At 64.9% G+C, this 26041-nt stretch carries 20 protein-coding genes and 2 pseudogenes; 13 read left to right on the forward strand and 9 right to left on the reverse strand.

The window, feature by feature from the left end; all coding sequences use genetic code 11:
- On the forward strand, positions 1 to 9073 hold a 9073-nt coding region (locus CHC02_RS03100), incomplete at its 5' end, for a hemagglutinin repeat-containing protein (RefSeq protein ID WP_089390056.1).
- Positions 9070 to 9666, forward strand: coding sequence for a hypothetical protein (locus CHC02_RS03105; RefSeq protein WP_089390057.1), 597 nt, complete (start codon positions 9070 to 9072; stop codon positions 9664 to 9666). The genes CHC02_RS03100 and CHC02_RS03105, both read left to right, overlap by 4 nt.
- A 50-nt stretch (positions 9667 to 9716) precedes the next feature.
- Here CHC02_RS03105 and CHC02_RS30460 read toward each other — a convergent pair.
- Positions 9717 to 10046: pseudogene (locus CHC02_RS30460) on the reverse strand (IS4 family transposase); the annotation flags it as partial.
- 487 nt (positions 10047 to 10533) lie between these two features.
- Between CHC02_RS30460 and tnpB the strand changes: the two are divergent.
- The 8 genes from tnpB (at position 10534) to CHC02_RS03140 (ending at position 15149) form a co-directional block, all read left to right on the forward strand.
- Positions 10534 to 10746 carry an IS66 family insertion sequence element accessory protein TnpB gene (gene tnpB, locus CHC02_RS03115; RefSeq protein ID WP_244906817.1) on the forward strand — a complete coding sequence of 71 codons (213 nt, stop codon included), beginning with the start codon at positions 10534 to 10536 and terminating at the stop codon, positions 10744 to 10746.
- 93 nt (positions 10747 to 10839) lie between these two features.
- Complete coding sequence (locus CHC02_RS29825; RefSeq protein WP_139210169.1) at positions 10840 to 11307, forward strand: hypothetical protein; 468 nt, start codon at positions 10840 to 10842, stop codon at positions 11305 to 11307.
- Between the two features lie 184 nt (positions 11308 to 11491).
- Entirely contained in the window at positions 11492 to 11953 is a 462-nt protein-coding gene (locus CHC02_RS29830) for a hypothetical protein (protein WP_139210168.1), read from the forward strand.
- Positions 11954 to 12160: 207 nt separating this feature from the next.
- A complete protein-coding gene (locus CHC02_RS03120) occupies positions 12161 to 12442 on the forward strand; it encodes a type II toxin-antitoxin system ParD family antitoxin (RefSeq protein WP_089390058.1) in 282 nt (93 codons plus the stop codon).
- Positions 12439 to 12804 carry a type II toxin-antitoxin system RelE/ParE family toxin gene (locus tag CHC02_RS03125; protein WP_089390059.1) on the forward strand — a complete coding sequence of 122 codons (366 nt, stop codon included), beginning with the start codon at positions 12439 to 12441 and terminating at the stop codon, positions 12802 to 12804. Before CHC02_RS03120 ends, CHC02_RS03125 begins: the two co-directional genes overlap by 4 nt.
- A gap of 606 nt (positions 12805 to 13410) precedes the next feature.
- Positions 13411 to 14088, forward strand: a complete 678-nt coding sequence (locus tag CHC02_RS03130) for a CsgG/HfaB family protein (RefSeq protein WP_089390279.1) — start codon at positions 13411 to 13413, stop codon at positions 14086 to 14088.
- A gap of 24 nt (positions 14089 to 14112) precedes the next feature.
- A complete protein-coding gene (locus CHC02_RS03135; protein ID WP_425262372.1) occupies positions 14113 to 14490 on the forward strand; it encodes a DUF4810 domain-containing protein in 378 nt (125 codons plus the stop codon).
- The gene (locus CHC02_RS03140; RefSeq protein WP_089390060.1) at positions 14490 to 15149 is read left to right on the forward strand and encodes a DUF799 domain-containing protein; all 660 of its coding nucleotides are present in this window, start codon (positions 14490 to 14492) and stop codon (positions 15147 to 15149) included. Before CHC02_RS03135 ends, CHC02_RS03140 begins: the two co-directional genes overlap by 1 nt.
- Positions 15150 to 15408: 259 nt before the next feature.
- Here CHC02_RS03140 and CHC02_RS03145 read toward each other — a convergent pair whose 3' ends face one another.
- The 4 genes and pseudogenes from CHC02_RS03145 to CHC02_RS03155 all read right to left on the reverse strand — a co-directional run bounded on the left by CHC02_RS03145 (position 15409) and on the right by CHC02_RS03155 (position 19435).
- A complete protein-coding gene (locus CHC02_RS03145) occupies positions 15409 to 16926 on the reverse strand; it encodes a hypothetical protein (RefSeq protein ID WP_089390061.1) in 1518 nt (505 codons plus the stop codon).
- 175 nt (positions 16927 to 17101) lie between these two features.
- Complete coding sequence (locus CHC02_RS30890; protein ID WP_425320247.1) at positions 17102 to 17974, reverse strand: methyl-accepting chemotaxis protein; 873 nt, start codon at positions 17972 to 17974, stop codon at positions 17102 to 17104.
- A 30-nt stretch (positions 17975 to 18004) separates the two neighbouring features.
- Positions 18005 to 19021, reverse strand: a pseudogene (locus tag CHC02_RS30895) (methyl-accepting chemotaxis protein); the annotation flags it as partial.
- 168 nt (positions 19022 to 19189) lie between these two features.
- Positions 19190 to 19435, reverse strand: a complete 246-nt coding sequence (locus tag CHC02_RS03155; RefSeq protein WP_089390281.1) for a DUF6868 family protein — start codon at positions 19433 to 19435, stop codon at positions 19190 to 19192.
- A gap of 251 nt (positions 19436 to 19686) precedes the next feature.
- Here CHC02_RS03155 and CHC02_RS03160 point away from each other — a divergent pair, with 251 nt between their 5' ends.
- Positions 19687 to 20988: an MFS transporter gene (locus CHC02_RS03160; RefSeq protein ID WP_089390063.1), complete on the forward strand. Its 1302-nt coding sequence runs from the start codon at positions 19687 to 19689 to the stop codon at positions 20986 to 20988.
- Between the two features lie 69 nt (positions 20989 to 21057).
- Here the strand turns inward: CHC02_RS03160 and CHC02_RS30900 are convergent, their stop codons facing one another.
- On the reverse strand, positions 21058 to 21657 hold the full coding sequence (locus CHC02_RS30900) for a phage infection protein (protein ID WP_089390064.1): 600 nt from the start codon (positions 21655 to 21657) through the stop codon (positions 21058 to 21060).
- A 300-nt stretch (positions 21658 to 21957) separates the two neighbouring features.
- Entirely contained in the window at positions 21958 to 22491 is a 534-nt protein-coding gene (locus CHC02_RS03170) for a ferritin-like domain-containing protein (RefSeq protein ID WP_089390065.1), read from the reverse strand.
- A 209-nt stretch (positions 22492 to 22700) separates the two neighbouring features.
- On the opposite strand from CHC02_RS03170, the gene CHC02_RS03175 reads away from it, so the two are divergent.
- On the forward strand, positions 22701 to 24773 hold the full coding sequence (locus CHC02_RS03175) for an AsmA family protein (RefSeq protein WP_089390066.1): 2073 nt from the start codon (positions 22701 to 22703) through the stop codon (positions 24771 to 24773).
- A 1-nt stretch (position 24774) separates the two neighbouring features.
- Here the strand turns inward: CHC02_RS03175 and CHC02_RS03180 are convergent, their stop codons facing one another.
- The gene (locus CHC02_RS03180) at positions 24775 to 25230 is read right to left on the reverse strand and encodes a GyrI-like domain-containing protein (protein WP_089390067.1); all 456 of its coding nucleotides are present in this window, start codon (positions 25228 to 25230) and stop codon (positions 24775 to 24777) included.
- Positions 25231 to 25343: 113 nt separating this feature from the next.
- Here CHC02_RS03180 and CHC02_RS03185 point away from each other — a divergent pair, with 113 nt between their 5' ends.
- Positions 25344 to 25598 (forward strand): hypothetical protein, encoded by a 255-nt coding sequence (locus tag CHC02_RS03185; protein WP_089390068.1) that lies wholly within the window; start codon positions 25344 to 25346, stop codon positions 25596 to 25598.
- Between the two features lie 17 nt (positions 25599 to 25615).
- Here the strand turns inward: CHC02_RS03185 and osmE are convergent, their stop codons facing one another.
- Positions 25616 to 25966: an osmotically-inducible lipoprotein OsmE gene (osmE, locus tag CHC02_RS03190; RefSeq protein WP_089390069.1), complete on the reverse strand. Its 351-nt coding sequence runs from the start codon at positions 25964 to 25966 to the stop codon at positions 25616 to 25618.
- Between the last annotated feature and the right edge of the window lie 75 nt (positions 25967 to 26041).

The raw sequence follows: 26041 nt of genomic DNA on the forward strand, positions 1-26041 counted from the left end.
GATCGCCGTCGAAGGCGCCGGGCTCAACGCCAGCAACCTCGACCGCTTCGAGCTGATCACCCGCAGCGCCAGGCTCAACGCCGACCTGTACGCCAAGCAACTGACCGTGGTGGCCGGGCGCAACCAGGTGGATGCCGAGACCCTGGCCGCCAGCGCCAAGGCCGACGACGGCCGCGCCAAGCCGCAACTGGCCATCGATAGCGCGGCCCTGGGCGGCATGTACGCCAACACCATCCGCCTGGTGGGCACCGAGCAGGGCGTGGGCGTGAAGCTGGCCGGCAACATGGCGGCCAGCGCCGGCGACATCCGCATCGACGCCAACGGCAAGCTGGAACTGGCCCAGGCCGCGGCCAGCGGCGACCTGGCCCTGAAGGGCCAGGACGTGGCCCTGAACGGCCCGGCCTATGCCGGCGGTAGCGCGAGCGTGCAGGCTGGTGGGGCGTTGAGCAATGCGCAGAGCCTGGCCGCCAGGCAGGGCGTGCAACTGCGGGCCGGCGCCCTGAACAACGATGGACAGATCGTCGCCGGCATCGATGGGGAACAGCGTATCCCCGGGCAGGGCCTGGATATCGTCGCCGAAAGCGTCGGCAACCGTGGCCGGCTGGACGCCACCGGCAACCTCAGCGTGGCCGCCGGCACGCTGGACAATACGGGGCAGGCCTATGCCGACCGCATCGGCGTCGACGCCCGCCAGCAACTGGATAACCGCGGAACACTGCAGGGGCGCGAAGTCTCGCTGCGCACCCGCCAGTTCAACAACCTTGGCGCCAGCGCGCAGCTGATCGGCGAGCAGAGCCTGCTACTCGACGCGCCCGCCATCGTCAACCTGGGCGGGTTGGTCCGCTTCGGCGATGGCCAGGCTGCCGGCCTGAACTTCACCAGCCTGGACAACCGCACCGGTCGCCTGGAAGTGAACGGCGGCAGCCTGACGCTCGCCGGCGGCACGCTGGATAACCGGCAGGGCCGCATCGTCGCTGGCAGCGCCCGTATCGATGCGCAGCGCATCGATAACGCCGATGGTCTGATCGGTACCAGCAGCGGCGACCTGGTCCTGAACAGCCAGGGCGCGCTGAACAACGCCAGCGGCAAACTCCAGGCCGCGCAAGACTTGCGGGCGACAGCCGGGGCCGTGGACAACCGGGCGGGAACCCTGGTCGGCGACTCCATCGAACTCGCCGGCAGCAGCCTGGACAACCGCCAGGGTGGCGTGCTCAGCGCGGAGCAGGGTGACCTCGACCTGCGCCTGAGTGGCGCGTTCGACAACGGAACAGGCCTGGGACAGGCCAGCGGCACCCTGCTGCTGGATGTCGGCAGCGTCGCCAACGCCGCCGGCAAGCTGCTGGCGCAGACGCTTGAACTGACCGCCCGAGGGGCTGTGGACAACAACGGCGGCAGCCTGGCCGCCGAGCGCCTGAGCCTGAATGCCCAGGCCTTGGCCAACCGCAATGGGCGGGTGCAGGCCGACTCGGCCCTGGTCCTCGCCGCTGGCGATCTCGACAACGCCAACGGCCTGCTGCTGGGTGGCACATTGCAGGCCGACCTCGCCAGCATCAGCAGCAACGCCGGCGGCACGCTGAGCGCCGACGGCTTGCTGAAGCTGACCGTGGCGCAGGCATTGAACAACGCACTGGGGCGCCTGCAATCGGTGCAGGGCAACCTGGATGTCACGGCAGGCAGCCTGGACAATCGCCAGGGAGCCCTGGCCGGCGCCCAGTTGCTGCTGCGCGCCGGCGGGACGCTGGACAACCGCGGCGGCCGTATCGTGGGCGACGGTGTCCAGGCGAATGCCGCCAGCATCGACAACAGCGACCAGGGGTTGCTGGTGGCGGGCGCGGAAGGCCTGGTGCTCACGGCGCAGCAGCGCCTGTCCAACGACCAGGGCCGTATCCAGAGCGATGCGGGCCTGCGGCTCGTAGCGCCGCAGCTGGAAAACCGTGGCGGCGTAGTGCTTGGCCAGCGCGTCGAGCTTGAGGGCGGCAACCTGGACAACAGCCAGGGCGGTGCCGTGGTTGGCAATGGCGACCAGGTACGCCTCAGCCTCGATGGCGTCCTGGACAATTCCACCGGGCTGATCGATGCAGGCGACCAGGCCCTGCTGTTCACCCAGGCCGTCGACCAGTTGGACAACCGTGGCGGCACCCTGCGTGGCGAGCGGCTCGAGGTGCTTGCCGGCAGCGTCGACAACTCCGCGTCCGGCCGCTTGCTGGCGGGCGCCGCGGGCCTTTCCCTGACGGCCGCTTCGCTGAACAACCAAAGGGGCCTGGTCCATGCCCAGGGCGGCGACGTAACCGTCGAGCTGGGGGCGGGCAGCCTGCAGAACCAGGCAGGGACCGTGCAGGGCGACAGCGTCGCCATCACAGCCGCGAACCTGGACAACAGCCAGGTCAATGGCGAGGCCGGCATCATCGCCAGCCTGCTCGGCAAGCTCGAACTGGTGGTTGGCAACCTCGTCAACCGGGGCGGCCAACTGTTCGGCGAAGGCGACCTCAGCGTCACCGGCAACACGCTGGACAACGGCGGTGGCCAGCTCAGCGGCAGCCGTGTCGTGCTCGCCAGCAGCGGTACGCTGAACAACCAGGGCGGCCTGATCGAATCGGCCACCACCCTCGAGCTGGACAGCGGGGCCCTGGACAACAGCCAGGGCGGGCGCCTGCGCGCGCTCGGCGGCGACAGCAGCCATATCCGCAGCACCGGCCAGCTGAACAACCAGGGCGGGAACATCGGCATCGCCAGCCAGGCCTTCGAACTGAACAGCGGCACCACCCTGCTCAATGGCCAGGGGCAGATCCAGCATGCCGGTACCGGCCTGTTCCGCCTGGGGGCGGGCAGCCTGGTCGGTGCGGGTTCGCTCACCGGCCTGGGCAACGGGCAATGGCAGCTCGGCAGCCTCTCTGGCGTTGGCCAGATGCGCCTGAACGGCGCCCTCGACCTGCACGTGGACCAGGGGCTGGACCTCGCCGCCGGCGAGCGCATCGCCAGCGCCGGCGGCCTGACCCTGACGGCCGCCTACCTGAACAACCAGGGCGAACTGCTCAGCGATGGCGACCTCGGCCTGACCCTCAGCGGCGACGCCTACAACGCCGGCCTGCTTTCCGCCCAGCGCAACCTCACCCTGAACGCCGGCAACTTCACCCAGCTGGGCGGTCGCCTGGCCAGCGGCCTGGATACCCGGCTCAGCCTCGCCGGCAACCTGAACAACCAGGGCTGGCTGATCGCCAACCAGGCCCTGCGCGCCAGCGCCGCGCAAGTGAACAACAATGGCACCCTCGGCGCCCTGGGGACGCTGGAACTCACCAGCCAGGGCATCGCCAACGGCGCCGACAGCCTGCTGTTCAGCGGCGGCGACATGACCCTGCGCGCGGCCAGCCTGAGCAACCGCTACGGCGACCTCTACAGCCAGGGCAACCTCAGCTTCGCCGGCCAGGACGGCGGGCGGGCGCAGAGCCTGAGCAACCGCTCCGGCACCATCGAGGCGCAAGGCGACATTCATCTCGACGTGGCGAGCCTGGAAAACACCCGCGACGTCTTCGCCTTCGAACAGACCACCAGCTTCGGCGAATTCGACGTGCAGTGCGGCCAGCACTGCGGCGGCCACGACTCCTTCAAGCGCGGCAAGATCGACGTCAGCGAAACCATCGAGGAACGCATCACCCAGAACAGCCCCGCCGCCTGGCTGACCGCCGGGGGCAACCTGACCATCGATGCCGATGCGGTGGAAAACCGCAACAGCACCATTGCCGCCAACGGCGACCTGACCATCAACGCCAACTCGCTGCTCAACCAGGGCAACACCTCGCGCACCGGCAACAAGGTGGTGGTCATCAACGTGGTCCCGGGCGACTACGGCAAGATCCCCACCGGCCAGTGGGATGCCATGGAAAACCTGGCCCGCGCCTTCAACAACAAGATGGCCGCGGGCACCTTCGACCAGGACCTGTACGACCAGCTCTGGGCCATCTACAACGGCGACCGCTGGGCGATCGGCACCCCGGTCGTCAGCTGGAGCGAAGACGGCGCCCAGTCCGCGCCGGCCACGCTGCAGGCCGGCAACCGCGTTACCCTGAACGTGGCGCACAACCTGCAGAACGGCACCGTCAGCGAATACAGCCAGGCCCAGCTCACCGGCCAACTGGCTGGCAGCCTGCTGGGCGGGCAGCTCGGCACGGTCAACCTGACTCTCAACAAGCAGTCCAGCGACGCCCAGGCGCGCGGGCCGCAAACCGTGCAAAGCGTGACGCACACGGCCGCCGACGGCAGCCAGCAGGTCAGCTTCATCCCGGTCGACTACACCGGCGTGCCCTTCGCCGCCGTGGACCCGACGGCGGCCGACACCTTCCGCCTGCCCCAGGGGCAGTACGGGATGTTCATCCGCAGCCCGGACCCGCAGAGCCACTACCTCATCGAAACCAATCCGGCGCTCACCGACCTGGGGCGCTTCCTCAACTCCGACTACCTGCTCGGCAAGCTCGGCTTCGACCCGGACCAGGCCTGGAAGCGCCTGGGCGACGGCGCCTACGAGACCCGCCTGATCCGCGAAGCCATCCAGGCCCAGACCGGCCAGCGCTTCCTCGACGGCCTGACCAGCGACTACGACCAGTTCCAATACCTGATGGACAACGCCCTGGCCGCCAAGGACGCGCTGCAGCTGAGCGTCGGCGTGGGCCTCTCCGCCGAACAGGTGGCGGCGCTGACCCACGACATCGTCTGGATGGAAACCCGCGTCGTCGACGGCCAGCAGGTGCTGGTCCCGGTGGTCTACCTGGCCCAGACCGACGCGCGCAACCTGCGCGGCGGCAGCCTGATCCAGGGCCGCGACCTCAACCTCATGGCCGGCGGCGACCTGACCAACGTCGGCACCCTGCGCGCCAGCGAGGACCTCACGGCGACGGCGGGCGGCAGCATCCTCCAGGGCGGCCTGGTGGATGCCGGTCAACGCGTCAGCCTGCTGGCCGGCGACAGCATCCGCAATGCCCTGGCCGGGCAGATCCGCGGCGACCAGGTCGACCTCACCGCGCTCAAGGGCGACATCGTCAACGATCGCACCGCCGTTACCGCCGGCATCGGCGGCGACGAGTACCGCAGCTTCCTGGACGCCGGCGCGAGCATCAGCGCCCGCAGCGAACTCAGCCTGGACGCCGGCCGTGACATCACCAACCGCGGCAGCCTCGCCAGCGGCGGCGACAGCTACCTCGGCGCCGGCCGCGACATCAGCCTGCAAGCCGTGACCGACGCCAGCCGCCTGCGCGATGTGCAGCAGGGCGGGCACCACGTCACCACCACCACGGTCGCGCAGAACCACGGCTCCAGCCTGATGGCCGGAGGCGACCTGATACTGGATGCGGGGCGTGACCTGAACGTCGTGGGCAGCCAGGCGAGCGCGAAGGGCGACCTGACCGCCGCCGCCGGCCGCGACATCAACCTCCGCGCTGTCGAAGACGCCGCCAGCGTCGAAGTCCGCAGCAAGACCAGCAGCACCCGCACCGTCGAGCAGACCGGACAGACCCGCCAGCTCGGCGCGCAACTGACGGCGGGCGGCGACCTGGTGGCCAGCGCCGGGCAGGACCTGAACCTGACCGCCAGCACCATCAGCGCCAGCAACGAGGCCTACCTTTACGCCACCCGTGACGTGAACCTGCAGGCGGCGGCGGAAACCGACAGCCATGCGCTGAGCAAGACCAAGCGCAGCCATGGGCTGCTCTCCAGCTCGGAGAAAAAGACCGAGGACACTTCCCTCTACACCACCCAGCAAGGCTCGCTGGTCAGCGCCGACAAGGTGGCCATCCGCGCCGGCCAGGACATCGGCGTCAGCGGCAGCGACGTGGCTTCCACCAATGGCACCAGCCTGCTGGCCGGGCGCAACGTGCTGATCGACGGCGCCACCGAAACCAGCGAGACCAGCCACGCCGAGTCGAAGAAGAAATCCGGCGTGATGAGCAGCGGCGGGCTCGGCTTCACCCTCGGTTCGGCCAGCACCCAGGCCACCCAGACCAACCACAACGAACAGACCCGTGGCAGCACCATCGGCAGCGTGCTCGGCAACGTCGACATCCAGGCCGGCAAGGACCTGACCATCCGCGGTTCCGACGTGGTCGCTGGCAAGGACATCAACCTCATCGGGCAGAACGTCGACATCCTCGCCGCGCAGAACGAGAACCGCAGCGAGCAGACCTACAAGAGCAAGACCAGCGGCCTCACCCTGGCGCTCTCCGGCAGTGTCGGCAGCGCCATGGATTCGGGCTACCAGACCGCCAAGCAGGCCAAACACGAGGACGACAGCCGGCTCTCCGCGCTGCAAGGCATCAAGGCCGGGCTGACCGGCGTGCAGGCCTGGCAGGCGGCGCAGCAGGGCACTGAAGGGGGCGGCGTCAGCCAGTTCTTCGGCATCAGCGCCTCGCTTGGCTCGCAGAAGTCCAGCTCGAAGCAGACCCAGGAGCAGAGCGTCAGCCAGGGCAGCAGCCTGACCGCGGGGAACAACCTCAACATCCTCGCCACCGGCGCGGGCAAGGTGGGCCAGGACGGCGACATCCGCATCCAGGGCAGCCAGCTCAAGGCCGGCAACGACGTGCTGCTGGCGGCCAACCGCGACATTATCCTGGAAGCGGCGGCCAACACCCAGAAGCTCGACGGCAAGAACAAGAGCAGCGGCGGCGCGGTTGGCGTGAGCGTGGGGTACTCCGCGGACAACGGGGTGGGCCTGAGCATCTTCGCCAACGCCAACCAGGGCTCGGGCAAGGAAGTCGGCACCGGCACCACCTGGACGGAAACCACCCTGGACGCCGGCAACCAGGTCAAGCTGGTCAGCGGCCGCGACACCACGCTCAAGGGCGCCCAGGTCAACGGCGAGCAGATCATCGCCAACGTCGGCCGCGACCTGACGCTGCAGAGCCTGCAGGACAGCGACTACTACGACGCCAGGCAGAAGAACGTCTCCGCCGAGGCGAGCGTGGCGATCATCGGCTCCGGCGGCAGCGCCAGCGTCAGTGCCAGCCAGAGCAAGATCGACTCCAACTACAAGAGCGTGCAGGAACAGACCGGCCTCTACGCCGGCAAGGGCGGCTTCCAGATCGACGTGGGCAACCACACGCAACTGGACGGCAGCGTCATCGCCAGCACCGCCGAAGCCGACAAGAACCACCTGAGCACCGGCACCCTGGGCTGGAGCAGCATCGACAACAAGGCCGACTACAAGAGCCAGCAACAGAGCGTCAGCCTCAGCAGCGGCAGCGATGGCAGCGGCAAGTTCATCAGCAACATGCCCAGCGGCATGCTGGTGGCCTACAACCACGGCGACAGCGCCAGCGGCACCACCGGCTCGGCCATCTCCAACGGCAGCATAGAAATCCGCGACCAGGCCAACCAGCAGCAGGACGTAGCGAGCCTGAGCCGCGACGTCGAGCACGCCAACGGCAGCATCAGCCCGATCTTCGACAAGGAGAAGGAACAGAACCGGCTGAAGCAGGTGCAGTTGATCGCCGAGATCGGTACCCAGGCGATGGATATCGTGCGGACGCAGGGGGAGATCAAGGCCAGTGATGCGGCGAAAGAAGAGCTAGCCAAGAGTGGGATCCATAACCCGACCCGGGAGCAGATCCAGAACAGTGCTGCCTACAAGGCAGCAATGCAGGACTTCGGCACTGGCGGCAAGTACCAGCAGGTGGCTCAGGCAGTCACGGCGGCGCTGCAAGGGTTGGCTGGCGGCGATATCGGTTCCGCACTGGCCGGAGCCTCAGCGCCATACCTGGCTACCGTGATCAAGGAGCAGACCGCAGGCAACGACGCCGCGAGGATCATGGCCCAGGCGGTATTGGGTGCTGTCGTTGCCCAGGCGCAGGGAAATTCTGCCTCGGCTGGTGCTGCTGGTGCTGCAACCGGCGAGTTAATTGCCGCCCAGCTGTATCCAGGCAAAAAAACCGAGCAATTGACAGAAAGCGAAAAGCAGACGGTCTCGGCGCTTTCTTCCCTCGCCGCCGGATTAATTGGCGGGGCTCTGACAGGTGATAGTGCTGGCGCGATAGCGGGAGCTCAGGCTGGCAAGAATGCAGTGGAGAACAATCACCTTTCCACTGACGAGAAAATCAGCCTGAACCTGAAGGAGGTGCAGTACCAGCGCGATTGCCAGGGAGGTGCGTCTAACAGTGGCCTTTGCCAGCAACTGCGCAAGGACATCCAGGCCCTGCGGGAAAAAGGTCGTAGTGTGTTGGAGACTGAGCTACTCGCTCCCGCGTCAGATATGGGGCCAGAGAATACGGTCAAGACCACGCCTGGGAATATCATTCGTTGCGTGGGTTCGTCGAATGGCTTCTGCCAGGTAACAGACCAAGTGCTGACTACCGATCAGGGCAAGGAGTGGCAACTGGTCCCGGCTTCGGACGAACAGGCTCAGATAGAGGCAGCACGCCAGCAGAGTGTTAGTGCTCAAGCAGATGCTTCTCTTAAGCAATGGACTGCGGATGCATTCGATGTTGGCTGCGGTGGTTTTGGCGTAGCAGCGGTAGCTTGTCAGATTTACCGTGCAGCGGGGGGAGCGAATCCTATATCCGGTGCGGTGCCTAGCACTGGTGAGCAGGTGTTGTGGGGAGCTACGGCTATCCTCAACGGGTTGGGGATTTATGGGACGGTAGCTGATGGTGTCGTAGTAAGCTCGGGGCGACCAAAGACTGAGAAGTATTTCAGGGTTGAAGGTGGTGGTTCGGGAGTGGCCTCAAGTCAGAATCGTATTACAGTTAATGCTGATGGTAGTATAAGAATCAATCCTGGGTGTTCCGGGCAGCTTTGTGTAAGTGTCGGGAACTCTGATCATGCTACCTATTTTTTAAGTAACAAACGTCCGGACGGAACAGTGGTGGTGTTTGAAGTAGATGCCGAGCTTCATAATCAAATAATGTCCAGCGCGATACCTCAACGACCTGTCCCGGGGATCCCGCGAGACCCATCGGCTCCTAAAATTGTGGATCCAAATCAACCGGGCGTTGCATTAGAGCTCCCCAAGGTATGGGAAGCAGTTCTTGAAAAACACTCAAGTAATGCACGTGTGTACTCTCATGATGAATTCTTGCGGGAGTTTGGCAATTGATGAATTGGAAAAAGTTACATGAGGAGTTGTGGAATGGGGAAAAAAGCATTTGCTTTTTTGTTCATTCAGGTAAGTGTTTCTGGGTCGTTGATGAGAAGTTTAATTTTAGCTTGGATGCTGAGAAAGAGTATCGTGCGTATCTAGAAAAGGGTTATATAACTAATGAGCAGTATTCTGAGGCATGTGTGAATTTTAGAGGGGGAATTCTTAAGCTTACTGCTGATAATTTTCTGAGTTACCTGATGGGAAAGGATCGACAGGTGTTATCCTTGGAGGATATTGGGAACTTGTTTCTTCAAAGCGGGTTGAGTAAAGATCTGCATAGAAGGGTTGAGGGCTATCTCTTGTCTGGTGTTGAATTAAGTCAAAAAGATTTTTCTAGTGTGAACTCTGTTGCAGTCGCCCTTCCGAGTTTCTATGTGAATTTTGATAGAGAGATATTTTTCCATATGGATTATGGTAGAGTTCATGAGGACTTGGCTCATTCTGGTTGGAGTGCGAAGTATATAGATTTTTGCTATTTGATCCCTGATGGCGAGAGGTACTGGATGGTTGATGGGAGTGATTACTGGAAGTTTCGCTTCATGCAATAGTTTCTTGGTCAAAACGAAAATTGCCGAAAAGAGGCAGATTTGAATGGCGCTTACTTAGCCCGCCTTGGGTGACCGCTTCGCCTGATTTTGGCGCGCTCAGATTGGCGTGTATGGGTCAGCAATGGATAAGGTTTCGACCTTCGCTTGAGAGCTCGTGGCTCAACCCGCCCAGGCCGCCTGCCAACGCGCTGCTGGGCGATTAAAATGAGTAACCTCTGAAGGCTTTCGTCCATATCCGGACCATCGAACTGTCGCCATGCCAGCCATAGCTGCAGGCTGTGCTTGAAGCTCAGTTCACGCGGCAAATAGTCCGCCATTAATGCCGATTGCACCATGAGTAGCCGGATCAGGTTGTGTGCCAGCAGGTAAACCCAGATTTTAATGGTGCTTACTTAAGCATTAATTGATTGATCCTGAAGAAGAAAAGCTGCTCTTAGTCTACTGTGATAGTTGAAAGAACATACCGAGCCCAAGTAGGAAAGCTGTAGGAGCTGAATGCAACAGGGGGCATCGAGTTGAGCTTTCAAATAGGCACTGCTCTTTAAAAACAACTCAGAGATAAAGACAAAGCCAACTGACTGATCCAGGGCCGTGATGTCAGCCTCACCCTGGCGCTCTTCGGTAGTTCGGGCTACCAGACCGCCAAGCAGGCCAAGCACGAGGACGACAACCGGCTCTCCGCGCTGCAAGGCATCAAGGCCGGCAACGACATGCTACTGGCCGCCAACCGCGACATCACCCTGGAAGTGGCGGCCAACACCCAGAAGCTCGACGGCAAGAACAAGGTAAGCGCTCCACAAACCCCACCTTCATTTGAACTGTCCGCTTGCGGATGCTGGGCTCCCATTTTCCCAGTGAAGCTCCGTCATGATGCGTCCGGACGCCAAGGTCAAAGCTGTCTATCTCTATCCGAAGCCAGTGGACCTCCGTAAGTCCATTGATGGTCTGGCGGCCCTGGTGGAGTTGGATATCAAGGTGGCCGTGTTTGACCCGGTGTTGTTCGTCTTCCTGGAAAGGGGGCCGCTTTATTTTTCCTACTCTAAAGCTGATCACTCAGGCAGGATTAGAGTGCTTAAATAAATCTGTCCCCTTTTCTCGTCCCCTTTTCTCTGGTGGGTGACTTAGAGAAGGTGCTAACTGGTAAAGCCGTTATTGTGAAGGGTAAATAACTCCATGGTTTCTGAAATTTGTGACTTGTATGTTGGACCAGTAGTCGGATCAAAGACTATGTCGCTTGTTAAGCTATTTGACAGGGAATTCATTTTTGACTCTCAGAAATGCTACTCTGGTTACTTGGGGGTGAATGTTGAGAGATTTAGATTGGTGCGAGTGGTTGTTGATCTGCGCAATGAGGGGGTTCGAGTGCTTAGTGTCCCTGTACGATACCGAGATAGCTTGAATATTGATAGGAGGGAGGCATTGGTTTTGGCTAAGGAGTATGCAGAGGCTAAGGGCTTTAAGGTGGCGGGGAATGACTTGAGAGTAGGTAATTTCACTCCGTTGTATTGGAGTTTTTCTATCTCGGATCCTACAGGGGAGAGGGCCGGGGGAAAAATTAGGGTGGATAGAGTGGACGGCCATGTTTGGAGTATGGACGAGTACGACAAGTATATGTATGACTATAATTGTATTTTTGCGTGAGTATGAGCGGAAAGAGGGCGGGTTTATTTTCCATGCTCTAAAGTCAACTGGTTGGGCTGGATTAGAGTGTGAAAAATAAATCTGTCCCATTTTAAAATATTATTGAGCGTGGCTATGACCCTGGACAGGTTGAAGAGGCAATAAAGAAGATCATTGATAGGAGCCGTCAGGCTGGAGTTGTAAAGTGATAAGTGTATGGGATAAATCTATAGCTGCTATTGGTAAGGTTGAGAGATCATCCGATTTTTTAGAGTTGGAGAAAGTTATTGGGGAGGTTCCATGTATTTCGTCTGATCCTGATGAGTATAATGACCCGATAGGGGCGACAAAGTACTATAAATTTACTCGCTCGGGAGTTGAGGTGGGTTTCAGAAGGAAATTACTAAATCATATAAATTTTTATGTTGAGGCTAGTGATGGATACTCTGCCTTCAATGGAGAGTTGTATGGGGGGTTGAATGGTCTATCTACTTGTCAGAGTGTTTTGAGTTTTCTTGGCCAGCCTGCAATGGCAGGTGGTGGAAAAAAAGATTTATTAATTGGCTATGTAGGGAAGTGGCTAAGGTATCAGAAGTGGGGGGTTGTGGTTAATTTTCAGTTTAATGAGAGTGATCTTTTGTGCCGGGTTACAGTCGCTCAGGGGTAAGTGGAGAAGGATAGCGAAAAGAGGATAGATTTATTTCTTCTACTCTAAAACTGATCGGTCAGGCAGAATTAGAGCGCTTAAATAATTTTCTCCTTTTCTCGTCCCCTTCTCTCCCGAAAGGCACCGTGATATAAGGCATACGCCGTTTTTGCATTCCCATAAGCTTCATGGCATAAAACGCCATAGTCGCTTTCCTTGGAGAGTGTCATGGCCACACACAACGTCGTTCTGCCTCAGTCCATGGAGAAATCCATTGATGACCTCGTGAGCGAAGGCCGTTACCAGAATTTCAGTGAGGTCGTGCGTGCCGGCCTACGTCTGCTCCTCGAGCGCGAAGCCGAAGAGTCCGCCAAGCTCGTCGCTCTCCGTAACGCAACATCAAGCGGCATCATGCAGCTCGAGACAGGTCGGTTCGTCGAGATTGCCTCCGAAGCACAGCTCGAGGAATACCTGGAAGAGTTGGGCCAGTTGGCGAACTCCAGGCAGTGAGCGCCACCAGATTCCGCCTGCCTCTGGATGCGCAGACTGACCTCATCGATATCCTTCGCTTCACCCAGGTGAAGTTTGGCGAGGACGTGCGCCGTCGTTACCAGGGGCTTCTACGGGCGGCATTCGTGTCGCTGTCGGCAGAGTCCGAGAGGGCCGGGAGTATCGCTCGGGAGCAGTTGGAGACCGGGCTGCGCAGCCTGCACCTGCTCTACTGCCGCTCCGAGGCTCCAAACGGCCGCGTAGACCGTCCCCGCCACGTCGTTTTCTACAGGCTGGGCAACGACCAGGTCATCGAGATCGTTCGTATCCTTCACGATGCCATGGAGGTCGAAAGGCACCTGCAGAAAGTCCCCGCAGGCTGAATGGCCAAATGGCAAATGGGTTGAATGGTTCTCAAGGATAAAGAGAGCCGCAGACGCCGGCCCGCTATCGGCTGATCACGCCCGGAAGTGCTCGGTCCGGCTCTGCCCCGGCTGTGGATAACGGGTGCTACCGAACTGCATTCGCTTGTGCGGCTGGGGATGGCCAGACACTCCTGCCGGTACCGGCCCTTCCTCGGCAGGTTCTCGCCAGCTCCCTTCGAAGGCCGCTATCACCCGCCTTGTCCCGGGCATACCGGGAATTTCTTGAGACACTTCTGATTTCAGGCACCTGGCATGGATGATGGCGTAATGATTGTGCTCTAATCGCCCACCTCAGGTAACACGATGTTTTCGAAGGATCGACGGGATACGGTTCGTTCCCACAGGCTGGATGCCAGGTCTTGTTTCGCCGCTTCCCGCCCCTCCTGCCGCTACGCCCTGTAACGGCGCCGTTTTCCATCCTCGAGCTTTCCCTTCCTGCGTGTCTTTCGAGCGCGGCTGTGCCGTGCGCAGGAGCTTCGAATCCGTCGTGGCCTTTGACTGGAGGGCGCCGGTGTTTGCCGGCGGCCCGGTTTGGTGGATTTGCGAGGGGAGTGCAACGTGAAGATGAAGATGTCCCAGGGGTTGTTGCTGGGTGTGGCGTCCGCCGCCCTGCTGATGGTCGGCGGTTGTGCCACGGAGAGTTCCAGGGCGCTGCCGGTGCAGCAGGTGGAGAGCGTTGGCAAGCCCTATTCGGGTGTGCGTTCGCCCATTGCGGTGGGCAAGTTCGACAACCGTTCCAGCTACATGCGCGGCATTTTCTCCGATGGCGTCGATCGCCTTGGCGGCCAGGCCAAGACCATCCTGATCACCCATCTGCAGCAGACCAACCGCTTCAACGTGCTGGACCGCGACAACATGAGCGAGATCCAGCAGGAGGCCGCCATCAAGGGGCAGGCCCAGCGGCTCAAGGGGGCGGACTACGTGGTGACCGGCGACGTCACCGAGTTCGGCCGCAAGGAAGTCGGCGACCGCCAGCTGTTCGGCATCCTCGGCCGCGGCAAGACCCAGGTGGCCTATGCCAAGGTGGCGCTGAACATCGTCAACATCAGCACCTCCGAGGTCGTCTATTCCACCCAGGGGGCGGGCGAGTACGAGTTGTCGAACCGGGAGATCATCGGCTTCGGCGGCACCGCCAGCTACGACTCCACGCTCAACGGCAAGGTCCTGGACCTGGCCATGCGCGAGGCGGTGAACAAGCTGGTGAATGCGGTGGACAGCGGCAGCTGGAACCCCGCGCATTAACCCGAGACAGAACAGGGAGTGATGATGTTCATGGGTAGGACCTTTGTTTCCAGGGGCTGCCTCGCGGCCCTGACTTGTGCCGGCCTGGCGCTGCTTTCCGGGTGTTCCTCGCCGAAGACCCTGTACCAGTGGGAAAGCTACCAGTCGCAGGTGCACGACTATTTCACCAGCGATGCCAAGCAAGCGCAGGCCGAGGCGCTGGAGCGCGACCTGCAGAAGATCGCATCCACCGACGGCAAGGTGCCGCCGGGCTACCACGCGCAACTGGGCCTGCTGTATTCGAGCCTGGGCAAGGACGACCAGATGGTCCAGCAGTTCAACACCGAGAAGACATTGTTCCCGGAGTCCGCGGCCTACATGGATTTTCTGCTGAAGAACGCCCGGCAGGGAGGTAGCCAGTGATGTCGAACCCGTTCAAGGCCTTGCTGGCCCTGTTTGCCCTGGTGCTGCTGGCCGGCTGCGCGCCGCAGAAGACCATCGACTATTCCGCGTACAAGCAGGCCCGGCCGCGCTCGATCCTGGTGCTGCCGCCGCTGAACGATTCGCCGGACGTGAAGGCGACCTACAGCATGCTCTCGCAGGTTACCTTCCCGCTCGCCGAGGCCGGCTACTACGTGCTGCCGGTGGCGCTGGTGGCCGAGACCTTCCGCCAGAACGGCCTGGGCACGCCGGCGGACATCCATGCGGTGTCGCCGGCGAAGCTGCAGGAGATCTTCGGCGCGGATGCGGCCCTGTACATCACCGTGACCCAGTACGGCACCAGCTACATGGTGCTGAGCAGCGCCACCGTGGTGACCGCCGGGGCCAAGCTGGTGGACCTGAAGACCGGCGCCACCCTGTGGACGGGCAGCGCCAGCGCCTCCAGCGAAGAGGGCAGCAGCAACAACAACGGCGGCCTGCTGGGCATGCTGATCACGGCGGCGGTCAAGCAGATCATCAGCAGCGCCCAGGAGGATGCGGGCTACCCCATCGCCGGCGTCACCAGCCAGCGCCTGCTCTCCGCCGGGCGGCCGGGCGCGCTGCTGTACGGCCCGCGTTCGCCGAAGTACGGCACCGACTGAGTGATTGCGGGCGTGGTGGCCGCCGCGCCCGCATGACCTGTCGGGGCCTCGCGGTGCCTGGAATACAGGGCCTTGTGGCTTCGCTGCGGTGGGTAAGGACCGGTCCGGCGTCCCTGCCATGGCCGATCCGCTCTCAGCAAGAGCCTGCCCACTTTCGGCCGGGTGGGCTCGTTGGGCAATCAGACGTTTCCGAAGCGCTGCGAAATGGTTGCACGGCCTCTGCGGCAGCTCCGACTGAAGGGCTTGCCGCCCATTCCTCTCATGGGCCCGCTTCGATCCCCAGGGCCAGCCGTCTCAAGCCGAAACAGGGCGCCTCCGCGCCGTTGCCCGTGCTTGCGCCGAGCAGGGCGAGGTAGCGGTCCGCCCCGTCTTCCACCCGCAACTTCTTGCCGCTGGCCAGCGGCAGGCTGGGGCAGAGGATGCGTGTCGTGCCGGCGTCATCCAGCAGCAGGGCGTTGTGGGTGGCGCTTTCCTGCAGCTTGCCGAGCAGGGTGATGCGGCAGGCGCGGGGCTGTTTCGATAGCCAGGCGAGGCTCAGCGTGGCTTGTCCGTTACCCGCCGGGGCCACCTGTTCGACGCGGGCCAGGCGCCAGCCCGCCATGGGCGCGGTGCGGATGCCGAGCAGGTCGCCGGCCGCGGGCCGGGAGGCCGCCTCGCCGCTCCATGTCGCGCAAACGCCCCGGGGACTCTTCGTCATCCCGCTCAGCAGGCCGGGCGGCGGCAGCTCGGGAGTGGTTGGCGTCGATGGGGTGAATTCGATGAGGTCCTCGTGGGGCACCATTTCGTCGAGATCGGCCCGCGTGTTGCCATGGATTGCCCAGACGTCCTGGGGCATGGCCTGGCGGGCGAAGTGGCGGGCATCCAGGGCGGCTTCTTCGCGGGGGGCGCCCAGCTGCGCCAGGATGGCGGCGAAGCCGTGGCAGGCCTCCCAGGTGGGGCCGGGTGCCTCTTCGCTCCAGCAGCGCTGCAGGTGGGCCTTGAGGTCGAAGCCCTGGCCGGCGCCGCCGAAACCCTCGAAATGGCCTATCGCCTCGAGCGCTTCGTCCAGCCGCAGCGCCAGGCGGCCCTCGGGGTTGGCGGGGATGTCGAGGAACGGGCGATCCTGGTCGCTGGCGATGATCCAGCGGTCCGTGCCGCGGGCGCCCGCCAGGCGCGCCGCCGTGGCCAGGGCATCCAGGGATTCGATCAGCCGCCGCAGGCTTTCCCGCGGCATCTCCAGCGGGCCCGAGCCGGCCAGCAGCAGCGCCGCCAGGTAGCCGCGGGCGAGGCTCTGGCTTCGCGCGCCCGGGGCTTGCGGGTCGTCCACCTCGATGGCCTGCAGCGACAACTGGCGGGCCCTGGCGTGCAGGCGGTGGAACAGGCGCCAGAGGCCGGCGGGCGCCTGCTGGCCGTCGAGCAGGGCGCAGCAGTGGATTTCCTGGGCGCTGCGCAGCGCCCGTTGCAGCAGCAATGCGCGCACCTGCGGCTTGGCCCGCTCGGCCTGGGCCAGGCCACAGTAGCCCTGGATCAAGCGGCGGTGCAGGGCGGTGATCAGTTTCGCCGCCTTGTCCGCCCGGCGTTGCTCGCCGACGCCCTGGCGGTGCTGGAGCAAGCCGGCGAGGCCGCGGCCCAGTTCGAAGACTTCCGGCCGCGCGCGCTCCAGCTGCTTCAGGCGCGCGGCTGCCGGAACGGGCGCGGTACACAGGTCGACCAGGTGCTGGTAGAGGGCGCGGGTCCGGTCGGCCAGGTGCTGCCCGTTGAGGGGCGCGGGGTGTCGTTCGGCTGCGTTTTCGTCCATGCGAAGCCCTTGGAATGCGGTTCTCCAGATGCCTTTGGAGACTGCTCGCTTCGCCATGGGCTGGGGTTAGGACGAGTCCGAAAAACGACTGGGAAAGACTCCTTTGTGCTGTGCGTCACGGAACCGGCGGCCGAAAGCGCCACGAGCCCTGGGCTCGTGGCTTCCCTGGCCGGCCTTACACGCGGAAGTGGCTGACCAGCGTCTGCAGCTGCCCGCCCAGGCGCGCCAGCTCCACGCTGGAGGCGGCGACTTCCTCGCTGGCGGCGGCGGTCTGCTCGGAGACGTCGCGCACGCTCGCCACGCTGCGGCTGATTTCCTCGGCCACGGCGCTCTGCTGTTCGGCCGCGGTGGCGATCTGCTGGTTCATCGCCTGGATGTTGGACACGGTGCGGGTGATGCTGCCCAGCGACTCGCCGGCCTGGCGGCTCAGGGCCACGCTGCTGGCGGTCAGCTCGCGGCTGCCGAGCATGGCGCTGGAGACCTGGCGGGTGCCGCTCTGCAGGCCGGCGACCAGGGCCTCGATCTCCTCGGTGGACTGCTGGGTGCGCTGGGCCAGGGCGCGCACCTCGTCGGCCACCACGGCGAAGCCGCGGCCGGCTTCCCCGGCGCGGGCCGCCTCGATGGCGGCGTTGAGGGCCAGCAGGTTGGTCTGTTCGGCCACCGACTTGATCACGTCCATGACCTTGCCGATCTTCTCGCTTTCCTGTTCCAGGCGCTGCATGGCGTCGGCGGAGCGTTCCACTTCCCCGGCCAGGCGCTCGATCTGTTCCACTGCCTGGTTCACCACGCGGTCGCCGTCGTGGGCCTGGCGGTCGGCGGCGGACGCGGCCTGGGAGGCCAGCTCGGCGTTGCGCGCCACTTCCTGCACGGTGGCGGACATCTCGTGCATGGCGGTGGCCACCTGGTCGGTTTCCACCTTCTGGCTGTTGGCGCCGGCGCTGGTCTGCTCGGTGACCGCCGAAAGCTCTTCGGCGGCGCTGGCGATCTGCGTCACGCCATCGCGGATGCCGCCGATCAGCTCGCGCAGGCTGCGGCTCATGCGCTGCATGCTCTGCTGCAGGCGGCCCAGTTCGTCGCGGCGCTCGACCTGGATGTCGCGGGACAGGTCGCCGGCGGCGATGCGGTCGACCACTTCCATGGTGGCGTGCAGCGGGCGGGTGATCTGCCGGGTGATGACCACCGCGGCCAGGCCGCCCAGCGCCAGGGCCAGCAGGGTGAAGAGGACCTGCAGGTTGCGCGCGCGGGCGCTTTCGATGTCGCGGCGGTCCAGTTGCAGCTGGTAGAGGGATTCGCTGAGCTTGACGATGTCCTGGCCCTGGGTGGTCATTTCCTTGCGCGCCTGGACGATGGCGGCCATGTTCGCCCGCAGGGCCTGCACGCCTTCGCGGTAGCCGCGCAGCGCGGTGCCCAATTGCTGCACGCGGGCGGCCTGGTCGGGGCCGAGGGCGCTTTCCAGCGCCGGCAGGCTGGCGAGGCTTTCGTCCAGGTGGCGGGTGACGCCGTCGCCGTCGCGGAGCAGGGCCATGGCCAGGTAGTCGCGCACGTCGTAGCGGGCCTGCAGCAGGTCCTCGCGGGTGCGGCTGATGGCCTGGTAGCGGGCGGCGCGTTCTTCGTCGGCGGGGGCCTTGAGCACGTCTTCCTGGAGCTGCGCGGTCAGCTCGGCGGCGCGGGCGGCGTCGGCCTCCAGGGCGCGGCGGGTGGCGTTGGTGTTCTGGTAGCCGCTGCGCATGGCGGCCAGGGATTTCTCGTAGCCGGCGATGACGCCGCCCAGCTGGTCGAGCATGCGCACGTTCTCGGGGCTGACGAAGTAGCCGCGCAGCTTCTGCTGGTGCGTCTTGAATTTGCCCAGGGCGCCCATGACGGCGCCGGCTTCCTGCTCGCCGCCGTCGGCGATCATGTATTGCAGGCGGGTGATGCGCAGCTTGGTGAGCCGGGAATTGAGCTCGGTGATGTCGCTCATCCAGTTGCTGCGGTCGATCAGCGAGCCCAGGCCGACCCAGCTGACCACGGCGAGGATGGCGGTAAACGCCAGGACCACGCCGAAGCCGAGGGCCAACTTGAGGTTCACGCTCAGGTTGGATATCCAGCTATGCATTGACGATCTCCAGGAAGGGTTCGGAAAAATCAGGCCATTCGGAGATTGTTCTTGTTGAGGCCATGGCGGGGCGGACCACGCCGGTGGCTTATCGGCAGGGCTTGGCGAAACCGTAGGAAGAAGCGAGAAAAATCTGGCGCCAGAAACGAGGCGCCCTTCCGGGGGCGTTCAGCCCCCGGTTATCCACAGCGCCAGCAGCGGCACCAGGTTGAACAGCAGGATGCCGATCTTGTAGACGGCCATGCCGCCGTAGTGCAGGACGTCGAAGGCTTCCCGGCCCAGGTCGAACCAGTGCCTGTGCAGGCGGTACAGGCCCTCGTGGGCCAGGCTGAAGGCGCCGAACCAGAGCAGCAGCACGGCATAGTTGAGCAGCGTGCACCAGAGCAGGAATTCCTGCGGATCTTTCACGTTCATGGCGATCTCCCGGTGTTTTTCCATTCGAGCGCGTCTGCGCCGGACGGTTCCGGGCTGCCGGGCGTCGCGGCCAATGGCGGCGGGCGATGCCGGCGTGGATAATGCGCGGCTTCTGCGCCGGGCTTTCCGGCGTGGCGCCGGCCGGGGTTCGCGCGGTGGTGGTCGCCCTGGTGCGCCCGCGGATGCCGGCCGCCATGAATGACCATTCCCCTTGTCCGCCGTGGCGCCATGACGCCCGGCGAGGTAGCCCCATGTTCAGCCCGCTCGTCACCTTCCCCGCGCTCTACACCGCCACCCTCCTGATGCTGGCCGGCTCCGGCCTGTTCACCACCTACATGGGCCTGCGCCTGACTTCCGAGGGCGCCGGCGACCTGTGGGTCGGCGGCCTGATGGCGGCCTACTACTTCGGCCTGGTCTGCGGCGGCAAGTTCGGCCACAAGCTGATCGCCGGCTTCGGCCACATCCGTTCCTACGTGGCCTGCGCGGGCCTGGCCACGGTGATCGTGCTGCTGCACGCGCTGGTGGACACCCTGGCGGTCTGGGTGGCGCTGCGCTTCGTGATGGGCGCGGTGATGATGAACCAGTACATGGTGATCGAGAGCTGGCTCAACGAGCAGGCCGAGGGCCACCAGCGCGGCAAGGTGTTCGCCGGCTACATGGTCGCGGTGGACCTCGGCCTGGTGCTGGGCCAGGGCCTGCTGGCGGCGAGCCCGGCGCTGGACTACAAGCCGTTGCTGCTGGTGGCCATCTGCTTCTCCGCCTGCCTGATCCCGCTGGCGCTGACGCGCCGGGTGCACCCGGCCAAGCTGGTGGCGGCGCCGCTGGAGATCGGCTTCTTCTGGAAGCGCGTGCCGCAGTCGCTGGGCACCATCTTCGTCGCCGGCCTGATGGTCGGCGCCTTCTACGGCCTGGCGCCGGTGTACGCCAACCGCAACGGGCTGGACACCTCGCAGTCGAGCCTGTTCGTCGGCATGTGCATCGTCGCCGGCTTCTGCGCCCAGTGGCCGCTGGGCTGGCTGTCGGACCGCGTCAACCGCAGCTGGCTGATCCGCGGCAACGCGCTGCTGCTGTGCGTGGCCGCCGCGCCGATGTGGGGGCTGGTCCAGCTGCCCTACTGGGCGCTGCTGGCCAACGGCTTCGTCACCGGCATGCTGCTGTTCACCCTCTACCCGCTGGCGGTGGCCCTGGCCAACGACCACGTCGAGCAGCCGCGGCGCGTGGCGCTCTCGGCCATGCTGCTGACCACCTACGGGGTGGGCGCGTGCATCGGCCCGCTGTTCGCCGGGGCGATGATGAGCCACTTCGGCCCGGGCATGTTCTACATGCTGGTGTCGGCCTATGCGCTGGTGCTGATCTTCTGGGTGCAGCCGCGGCGCGTCACCGGCATCCACCGCGTCGACGAGGCGCCGCTGCACCACGTGGCCATGCCCGACACCGTCAGCCCCATGGCCGCCACCCTCGACCCGCGGGTGGAAGAGGTGCCGGAAGAGCTGGTGGTGGAAGCCCCGCCGAGCATCGGCCGCTCCGACGGCTCGCCCGACCAGGCGAGCTGACCTGCGAGAATGAGAAAGCCCGGCGGGTGCCGGGCTTTTCTTTCACCTTGCGGTGTACTGCGCGTTGCTTCAGACCTGACGGAGGTGGGCGTTGAAGACGGTGTCGCCACCGGATTCGGCAACGCTCATGGCGCCGTGCAGGCGGTCGATGGTGTGGCTGCTGCCGTTCTCGGCTACGCGGGCTTCCTCGCTACCCATCTGCTTGTGCAGGCGGTCGATGGTGTTGGAGCTGCCATTCTCGGCTACGCGGGCCTCTTCGCCCATCTGCTGGTGCAGGCGGTCGATGGTGCGGCTGCTGCCGTTCTCGGCGACGCGGGCTTCTTCACCCATCTGCTGGTGCAGGCGGTCGATGGTGCGGCTGCTGCCGTTCTCGGCGACGCGGGCTCCTTCACCCATCTGCTGGTGCAGGCGATCGATGGTCTGGCTGCTGCCGTTCTCCGAAACGCGGACCTGCTCGCTCAGCTGCTTGTGCAGGCGTTCGATGGTCTGGCCGCTGCCGTTCTCGGCGACGCGGGCCTGCATTTGCTGGTGCAGACGATCGACGCTGTAGGAAGAGCCGCTCTCGGCCACTTGCGCCGGAGCCTGGGCGGAAACGCTGGCCGGGGCGGCGAAAGCGAGGTTGGCGGCGATCAGGGAAAGGGCGAAACCGAAGGTGAGGGTGCGTTTCATGATGTCTGGCTCCTGGAGGAAAGGGGTGTTGTTCTGGACACGGAGCCAGTATCCAATCTGGATTATCGATTTGAAAACGAAGCCGGGTGATGGTCGCTATCGATGCCGATGATGTTTAATTTATACCTTTAAAAACAATAAGTTGATTTAGAATATTGACTTCTATCAATGGCCTCGATGGGGTGTATCGATGTGGTTGTTCATATCTGTCGATTAGATAAATCCATCGACGGGAAAGGCCGCAGCTATCGCCGCAGGCGGCCCGGCGCCTCGCCGAGCCGCGTGCCAGAGCGCTTGCGGCTATTTCAGGTCGGCGAGAATGTCGGCCATGTCGTCGGCGTGCTCCTCCTCCTGGGCGAGGATTTCCTCGAACAGGCGGCGGGTGGTGGGATCGGCCTCGCCGAGGTAGGCGACGATCTCGCGGTAGCTGTCGATGGCGATGCGCTCGGCCACCAGGTTCTCGATCACCATTTCCTTCAGGCTGCTGCCGGCGACGTACTCGGCATGGGAGCGCTGGGTGAGGTGCTGCGGGTCGAAGTCCGGTTCGCCGCCCAGTTGCATGATGCGTTCGGCGAGCAGGTCGGAGTGCTGCAGTTCCTGCTGCGCGTGCTCGAGGAACTCGCCGGCGGCGATGCTCGCCTTGAGCCCGGTGGCCACATGGTAGTGGCGCTTGTAGCGCAGGTAGCAGACCAGCTCGGTGGCCAGCGCCTCGTTGAGCAGGCGCAGCACGGTGGGGCGGTCGGCGTGGTAGCCTTCGGTCACGGCGCCCTGGTCGATGTTCTGGCGGGCGCGCTGGCGCAGGGTCTGGATGTCGGTCAGCGGGGCTTCTCTCATCGGTGTTCCTCCTGGTCAGGCTGTCCTCGGCGCGAATGACGCCGGCGGGCGGCTTCGCGCATCCTTGGGGTGGAGTGCCGCGGCGGCGGAAAAGTTTGATTTTTCCGCCCCGGCGATTTCTCTGGCATTTCGCCGGCGCCCTGCGGTCCAACCCGGTAGCAGCGCCTGCCTGGGCGCTCCCCAACCGACGCGGCGACAAGGAGTTCTGCATGACGCGCGGCGCGAAAATCTGCCTGTTCGGCCTTGCCGGCCTGCTCACCCTGGTGGTGGCGGCGCTGGCGTTCATCGCCACCTTCGACTGGAACCGCGTGCGGCCGTTGATCAACGACAAGGTCTCCGCCGCCATCGGCCGCCCCTTCGCCATCAACGGCGAACTGCAGGTGCTCTGGCAGCGCGAGCCGGAGGAGGGCGGCTGGCGCGCCTGGGTGCCCTGGCCGCACTTCGCCGCCAGCGACATCACCCTGGGCAACCCCGACTGGGCGGTGGGCAAGACCCGCGCGGCCGAGTTCGCCAGCCTCAGGTACGTGGAGTTCCGCCTTTCGCCGCTGCCGCTGCTGTGGCACCAGGTGGTGATCCCGCAGGTGCGCCTGACGCAGCCCAGCGCCGACCTGCTGCGCCTGGCCGACGGCCGCGCCAACTGGACCTTCACCCTGCCGGCCAAGGAAGAGGGCGAGGCCGGGCAGCCCACGCCCTGGTCGCTGGCCATCGGCGAGATCGGCTTCGACAAGGGCCGCGTGGGCTTCGACGACCAGACCCTGAAGACGCGCCTGGAGGTGCTGGTGGACAGCCTCGGCAAGCCGGTGCCCTTCGCCCAGTTGGCCGGCAAGGCGCTGGGCGGCGAGCAGGCGGCGGCCACCCAGGACTACGTGTTCGGCTGGAAGGTGCGCGGCACCTACAAGGGCCTGCCGCTGGCCGGCGAGGGCAAGGTCGGCGGCGTGCTGGCCCTGGAGGACGCCAGCCGGCCCTTCCCGCTGCAGGCCGAGGTGAAGGTGGGCGACACCCGCGCGGCGGTAGTCGGCACCCTCACCGACCCGCTGCACCTGGGCGCCCTGGACCTGCGCCTGAAGCTGGCCGGCAACAGCATGGCCAACCTCTACCCGCTGACCGGCGTGACCCTCCCCGACACCCCGGCCTACGCCACCGACGGCCGCCTGCGGGCGCAGCTGCACGACCCCGCCGGGGCGCGCTTCGAATACCAGAACTTCAACGGCAAGGTCGGCGAAAGCGACCTGCACGGCAGCCTGACCTTCGTCAACGGCCAGCCGCGGCCGAAACTCAGCGGCAAGCTGACCTCCGAGCAACTGCGCATGGTCGACCTGGGCCCGCTGATCGGCGCCGACACCAACGCGCAGAAGCAGGCGCGCGGCCAGAGCACCCGCCAGCCGGCGGACAAGGTGCTGCCGGTGGAGGAGTTCCGCACCGAGCGCTGGCGCGCCATGGACGCCGACGTGGCGTTCGCCGGCAAGCGCATCGTCCACAGCGACAAGCTGCCCATCAGCGACCTGCAGACCCACCTGCGCCTGGAAGACGGCCTGCTGCGCCTGGACCCGCTGCGCTTCGGCGTGGCCGGCGGCAGCCTGACCGCGCAGATCCGCCTGGACGGCGGCAAGACGCCGCTGCAGAGCCGGGTGCAGCTGCAGGCCCGCGGCTTCAAGCTCAAGCAGCTGTTCCCCAGCTTCGCGCCGATGCAGACCAGTTTCGGCGAACTCAACGGCGACGCCGCCCTGAGCGGCACCGGCAACTCGGTGGCGGCCATCCTCGGCGGCGCCGACGGCGAGATCAAACTGCTGGTCAACGACGGGCGGATCAGCAAGGGGCTGATGGAGATCGCCGGGCTCAACGTCGGCAACTACCTGGTGACCAGGCTGTTCGGCGACGACGACGTGAAGATCAACTGCGCGGCGGCCGACGTCGGCATCGCCAAGGGCCTGGCCCAGCCGCGGATCTTCGCCTTCGACACCGAGAACGCCATCATCAACGTCGAGGGCACCAGCAACTTCGCCACCGAGCAGCTGGACCTGGACATCATCCCCCACAGCAAGGGCGTGCGGCTGTTCTCGCTGCGCTCGCCGCTCTACGTGCAGGGCACCTTCAAGAACCCGAAGGCTGGGGTGCACGCCGGCCCGCTGATCGCCCGCGGCGCCGGCATGGTGGCCCTGGGCGTGGCGGCGGGGCCGGCGGCCGGGCTGCTGGCGCTGATCGCGCCGAGCAAGAACGACGACAACCAGTGCGCCGCCCTGCTGGCGCAGATGAAGCAGCCGGCCCGGGCGCCGAAGCGCTGAGTCAGTAGACCGGGATGTACAGGTCGGTTTCCGAGGCGGCGTCGTCCGGCCCGTGGAAGCGCTCGGTGTAGCGCTCGAAGGCCGGCGCCTGGCGCGGCTCCAGCCCGCGCTGGGGCAGCAGCTCGGCGTGGATGCGCTGGAAGCTGTCGGCGATGCCTTCCACCGGCCCGACGTGGGTGAACACCGCGTACTTCTGCGCCGGCACCTCGAACCTCACCATGCCCTCGGGCACCGCGGCGCCTGGCGCCACCGGCAGCCCGGCGATGTAGTGGAAGACGCCGCCGGCGGCCTGGGCGCAGATGCCATAGGCGCTGCGGTCGTCGGCCCGCGCGGCGACCTCGCCCTCGCGCGGCAGGAAGCGCTGCCAGAGCTGGCCGATGCCGCCCTCCTGGCCGTCGCCGCGGTATTCCAGGCCCACCACGCTGAAGGCGGGCAATTCGACGATGTGGTGTTTCATGAGGTCCTCTCCTGTTTTTCCTGCTCGCATGATAGACGGCATCGATATCGCCTGAATATTTTCCGCGGCGCCTGGTCCATTGCTCTGTTCCCCTCTCGCAGAAGGAGATTGCCATGCCGCGCAACGGTACGCAGGGCCACTCGGCACGCCACGAGAAGCAGCGGGCGCACGTTCAGGCGCATTACGGGAAGCTGGGCCTCAGCCCGGAAGAGGTGGACGCCCTGGCCAGGCTCGCCCGGCGCAGCAAGCCGGCCACCGCCAAGCTGCTGGGCATGACGCGCAAGGAACTGCTGGCGCGCGCGGCCCGCGCGGGTGTGCGCGGGCGCTGGCGGATGACCAAGGCCGAACTGGTGGCGGCGCTCAGCTGAGCGCCGCCGGCCGGGCCTCAGGGGTGCGCGTCGCGGTCGTGGCGGTCGCGCTCGGAGCAGCTCAGGAAGCCCGTCCCGTCGACCCTGCCCTGGTCGTCGAAGGTCACGTAGTAGGGCTGCTCGCGGCCTTCCCGGTTGAGGATGTAGCTGTTGCAGCTACCGGCCTTGTACGCCCGCGCCTGGGTGCTGGAAGGCGGGCCGCCGACGCGCAGTACCTCGTCCTTGCTCATGCCGTCGTGCACGTCGCGCACCAGCGGCTCGTCGCGGTAGGTCACCAGGTTGACCGGGTTCTGCACCCGGGTGGATTCATGGGAACAGCCCGCGAGCAGGGCCAGGGCGGTGGCGGTCAGCAGGGCTTGCCGGTACATGGGGCCTCCTTGTCGGCTCGGACCTGTGGGTGGTCCAGTTTCGAGTCGGGGCCTGGGGCGGGAGTTCGAAAAATT

The sequence above is a fragment of the Pseudomonas delhiensis genome (genome assembly GCF_900187975.1).
GTDB lineage: Bacteria > Pseudomonadota > Gammaproteobacteria > Pseudomonadales > Pseudomonadaceae > Pseudomonas > Pseudomonas delhiensis.

Excerpts from the sequence above, each read along its gene's own strand:
- tnpB (WP_244906817.1), top strand. The coding sequence starts at position 10,534 with ATGATGCGTCCGGACGCCAAGGTCAAAGCTGTCTATCTCTATCCGAAG.
- CHC02_RS29825 (WP_139210169.1), top strand. The coding sequence starts at position 10,840 with ATGGTTTCTGAAATTTGTGACTTGTATGTTGGACCAGTAGTCGGATCA.
- CHC02_RS03120 (WP_089390058.1), top strand. The coding sequence starts at position 12,161 with ATGGCCACACACAACGTCGTTCTGCCTCAGTCCATGGAGAAATCCATT.
- CHC02_RS03130 (WP_089390279.1), top strand. The coding sequence starts at position 13,411 with ATGAAGATGTCCCAGGGGTTGTTGCTGGGTGTGGCGTCCGCCGCCCTG.
- CHC02_RS03135 (WP_425262372.1), top strand. The coding sequence starts at position 14,113 with ATGTTCATGGGTAGGACCTTTGTTTCCAGGGGCTGCCTCGCGGCCCTG.
- CHC02_RS03140 (WP_089390060.1), top strand. The coding sequence starts at position 14,490 with ATGTCGAACCCGTTCAAGGCCTTGCTGGCCCTGTTTGCCCTGGTGCTG.
- CHC02_RS03145 (WP_089390061.1), bottom strand. The coding sequence starts at position 16,926 with ATGGACGAAAACGCAGCCGAACGACACCCCGCGCCCCTCAACGGGCAG.
- CHC02_RS30890 (WP_425320247.1), bottom strand. The coding sequence starts at position 17,974 with ATGCAGCGCATGAGCCGCAGCCTGCGCGAGCTGATCGGCGGCATCCGC.
- CHC02_RS03155 (WP_089390281.1), bottom strand. The coding sequence starts at position 19,435 with ATGAACGTGAAAGATCCGCAGGAATTCCTGCTCTGGTGCACGCTGCTC.
- CHC02_RS03160 (WP_089390063.1), top strand. The coding sequence starts at position 19,687 with ATGTTCAGCCCGCTCGTCACCTTCCCCGCGCTCTACACCGCCACCCTC.
- CHC02_RS30900 (WP_089390064.1), bottom strand. The coding sequence starts at position 21,657 with ATGAAACGCACCCTCACCTTCGGTTTCGCCCTTTCCCTGATCGCCGCC.
- CHC02_RS03170 (WP_089390065.1), bottom strand. The coding sequence starts at position 22,491 with ATGAGAGAAGCCCCGCTGACCGACATCCAGACCCTGCGCCAGCGCGCC.
- CHC02_RS03175 (WP_089390066.1), top strand. The coding sequence starts at position 22,701 with ATGACGCGCGGCGCGAAAATCTGCCTGTTCGGCCTTGCCGGCCTGCTC.
- CHC02_RS03180 (WP_089390067.1), bottom strand. The coding sequence starts at position 25,230 with ATGAAACACCACATCGTCGAATTGCCCGCCTTCAGCGTGGTGGGCCTG.
- CHC02_RS03185 (WP_089390068.1), top strand. The coding sequence starts at position 25,344 with ATGCCGCGCAACGGTACGCAGGGCCACTCGGCACGCCACGAGAAGCAG.
- osmE (WP_089390069.1), bottom strand. The coding sequence starts at position 25,966 with ATGTACCGGCAAGCCCTGCTGACCGCCACCGCCCTGGCCCTGCTCGCG.